The sequence below is a fragment of the Streptomyces sp. NPDC059037 genome, from assembly GCF_042740015.1.
Classification (GTDB): Bacteria; Actinomycetota; Actinomycetes; order Streptomycetales; family Streptomycetaceae; genus Streptomyces.
In genome coordinates this window covers 1-3,641 of the sequence record NZ_JBHYIG010000174.1, presented here as the reverse complement: position 1 = coordinate 3,641, position 3,641 = coordinate 1, and the positions used below count along the sequence as shown (strand labels likewise).

Sequence of the window (3,641 nt, the reverse complement as noted above, 5' to 3'; positions counted from 1 at the left end):
TCTTGCTAAACGACACCTGTTCCTTCCTGGTCTCGGGGGCTGGGTTTTGTTTAAAACCCCCTGGACCTTCACGGGGCCGGGCGCGCCCCCCGCGCCGCACCATCGCCCGCCTCGTCGGCGGTCAGCTCATGCTCTTGGCGCCGTCGAGGGACTCACGGATGATGTCGGCGTGACCGGAGTGCTGAGCGGTCTCACTGATGATGTGCATCAACACCTGGCGGACCGACCACTGCGCACCGGGTTCCGTCCACGGGGCCTTCGGCAGCGGCCACGTGGCGTCCAGATCGGGCACCGTGGTGACCAGCTCGTCGGTACGACGCGCCACCTCGGCGTAGTCGTCAAGGACGCCGGCTAGCGTCTCACCGGGCAGCATCCGGAAGCTGTCGGCCCGGCGGGCCCAGTCGGCCTCGGTCAAGGCCGTGTAGTCAGGCATCGCCGCCGGGCCGCCGAGGATGAAGTCCCCCCAGCTCCGCTCGGCTTCGGCGACGTGCTTGATCAGCCCGCCGAGGCACAGCTCGCTGACGGTGGTCCGCAGTCCGGCCTGCTCGTCGGTGAGGTCACGGGTGGTGAAGCGCAGAAATTGCCGGTGCTTGGCCAGCGCCGCCAGCCATTGGGCACGCTCACCGCCGACGGCGGGCGCCTCGTCCACGTCGCGGTTGGTCAGCTTGTCTGCAGTCATGGTCTCTGCCTTCCGGTGTTCTGGCTCCGTCGGTCAAGGAACACGCTAAGAGCCATAGAGGTCAGATCCTGGCCTATATGCGTCCTGACCCCCCGTGGCAGCGGCGGCAGCGGTCTGAAGCCCCCCGCTGCCGCCGTTCCGTCAACCGCCGGTCGGCGTCACGGGCTTGTGAGCACGACGAGCTGCTGGGTCGCCCGGGTCATCGCCACATAGCGGTCGACCGCTCCCTCGATCCCCTCGCCGAATGACTCCGGGTCGATGACGACGACCAGGTCGAACTCAAGACCCTTCGACAGCCCTGGGGTCAGCGAGCGGACGCGGGACGTCTCCCGGAACGTCTCCCGGAACGTGGGATCGCCGATGACGCAGGCGATGCCTTCGGCGTTCGCCGCGAGCCAGGTGTCGAGGGTCGAGTGCAGCTCCGTGACGGATCCGTGGGTGACCGGGATTCCGCTGCTGCGGATGGACGTCGGCACATTGGCGTCCGGGAGCGCGGCCCGGATGGCCGGCTCGGCCTCCTTCATGACTTCTTCCGGCGTCCGGTAGTTGATGCTCAGGGAGGCCACGTCGATCCGGTCGAGGCCGATCCGCTCAAGGCGTTCCTGCCACGACTCTGTGAACCCCTGCCTGGCCTGGGCGCGGTCGCCGACAATGGTGAAGCTCCGGGACGGGCAGCGCAGCAGCAGCATCTGCCACTCCGCGTCGGTCAGCTCCTGGGCCTCGTCCACGACGATGTGCGCGAACGGTCCCGCCAGCAAGTCCGGGTCGGCAGGGGGCAGTTCGGACTCGTCGACCAGGCTCACCTGTGCGTCCTTGCCGCGCAACATGGTCACCAGGCCTTCGCCGTCGTCACCGTCCGCGCCGGAGTCGGCCGCGGCCACGATCAGGTTGTCCACGACCTGCGCCATGCTCTCGCGCTGGGCGGCGAGGATGGCCTCCTGCCGACGCCGCCGCCGTGCCGCCTCCGGGTCGCCGAGCCGCTGCCGTGCCGCGTCCAGGAGCGGCAGGTCGGCCACCGTCCAGGCCTCGCCCTCCGGGCGCCGCAGCTTCTTGACGTCGTCGGGGCCGAGGTGGGGAGCGCACATCCGCAGATAGGCGGGCACCGACCACAGGTCCGATACGAGATCGGTCGCCTCGATCAGCGGCCACGCACGGTTGAGGGCTGTGACCAGCTCTTCGTCGTGCCGCAGCGACCTTCGGAACAGGTCGATCGGCACATCGCCGTCGGCCTTGTCCAGCAAGATCGCGACCAGCTCCTCCCAGATCTCCTCGCGCGCTTCGTTGTGCGGAGTACCAGGCCCCGGTGTTGCGAACGCCTCGGCCCAGTCGTCGGCGCTCAGCCAGATGTCGGCCCAGTCGGTCGAGACCGTCATCCCCTTGGTGGGCGGCTCCTCGTAGAACCTGACGGCCTTCTCTATCGCCTTCACCATGGCGGCGGACGACTTCAGAAGCGCCACGTCAGGATCGCTTTCCTGCACGGCTCCCGCCCCCTCGGTCACGAGATCCCGCACGGTGCAGGTCTGCACGCCCTCCTCTCCGAGACTGGGGAGGACGTCTTCGACGTACCTCAGATAGGGCTGGTGCGGTCCGACGAACAGCACGCCGCCCCGACGGTGACCGAGACGGGGGTCGGAGTAGAGGAGGTGGGCGGTGCGGTGCAGTGCCACGACGGTCTTGCCCGTGCCAGGACCGCCGTCGACGACGAGGGCGCCGCGGGACCCGGCCCGGATGATGGCGTCCTGATCGGCCTGGATGGTGGAGAGCACGTCCCGCATCCGGTCCGAGCGGTTGCTGCCGAGGCTCGCGATGAAGGCGGACTGGTCGTCGAGCGCGGCGTGCCCGTCGAGCCCGTCGGCGGTGAACACCTCGTCCCAGTAGTCGCTGATCCGGCCGCGGGTCCAGCGGTAGCGGCGGCGGCTCGCCAGGCCCATCGGGTTGGCGTGGGTCGCCGCGAAGAACGGCTCGGCCGCGGGGGAGCGCCAGTCGAGCAGCAGTCGGCGACCCTCGCTGTCGGTGAGGCCGAGCCGTCCTATGTACACGGGCTCGGGGCTGTCCTCGCTGACGACGCGTCCGAGGCACAGGTCAAGACCGAAGCGGCGCAGGGCGCGCAGCCGGCCGGTCAGCCGGTGGATCTCCAGGTCCCGGTCCATGGCCTCACGGCCGATGCCGCCGGGTGCCCTGCGCTCGGCGTCGAGGCGGTCGGACACCTCGGCGATCGCCTGCTCGAGGCTCTCCGCGATGGCCGCGAAGCGCCGCTCGTCACCGTCGATCAGTGTCGGGTCGGCCTTGGGGGAGAGGGTGTCGGGAAGGTCGAACGCGCTGTCCCCGCATGACCCGTTGACCGACAACAATGCACGCACTTCGTGAATCACCTATTTCCTCAGGTCCTGGCTTAGGCGAGTGATTGTGCGGCACCACCGGGGCCTTGCCGCAAGCCCCCCAGTGCGCTATAAATTAAGAGTGGCAAGGAGCGAGTTCTCTCCTTGCCTTTTTTCGTTTCGTGCGGACCGACCCTCTGCGGCCCCCTGTCGACACCCTCCGCGGCCCCCTGCGGACGCTGAAACCATAGTGAAACCGCGCTGAATGCGCCCTGCCGCACGCTCTGCGGCATGACGACCACGACATCGCCCCCACTCGCCATCGCGGCCACGGGGCTGCGCAAGAGCTACGGGGACAAGACGGTCCTCGACGGCATCGACCTGGCAGTGCCGCAGGGCACGATCTTCTCCCTCCTCGGCCCCAATGGCGCGGGCAAGACCACCGCCGTGAAGATCCTCTCCACCCTCATCACCGCCGACGCCGGTGACTTGCACGTAGGCGGCCACGACCTGGCCACCGACCCGCAGGCCGTGCGGGCCGCGATCGGTGTCACCGGGCAGTTCTCCGCCGTCGACGGGCTGATCACCGGCGAGGAGAACATGCTCCTCATGGCGGATCTGCACCACCTGTCCAAGCGCGAGGG

The 3,641-nt window shown here is 68.9% G+C and carries 3 protein-coding genes; 1 reads left to right on the top strand and 2 read right to left on the bottom strand.

Annotation, left to right across the window (positions count from 1 at the left end):
• Window positions 1-121: 121 nt before the first annotated feature.
• Both ACFWY6_RS29480 and helR read right to left on the bottom strand, forming a co-directional pair.
• Window positions 122-679: a DinB family protein gene (locus tag ACFWY6_RS29480; protein ID WP_384696544.1), complete on the bottom strand. Its 558-nt coding sequence runs from the start codon at window positions 677-679 to the stop codon at window positions 122-124.
• 158 nt (window positions 680-837) lie between these two features.
• Window positions 838-3,039, bottom strand: a complete 2,202-nt coding sequence (gene helR / locus ACFWY6_RS29475; RefSeq protein ID WP_384696540.1) for an RNA polymerase recycling motor ATPase HelR — start codon at window positions 3,037-3,039, stop codon at window positions 838-840.
• Between the two features lie 249 nt (window positions 3,040-3,288).
• Between helR and ACFWY6_RS29470 the strand changes: the two genes are divergently transcribed.
• The coding region (locus tag ACFWY6_RS29470; protein WP_384696537.1) for an ATP-binding cassette domain-containing protein at window positions 3,289-3,641 on the top strand (353 nt) is incomplete at its 3' end.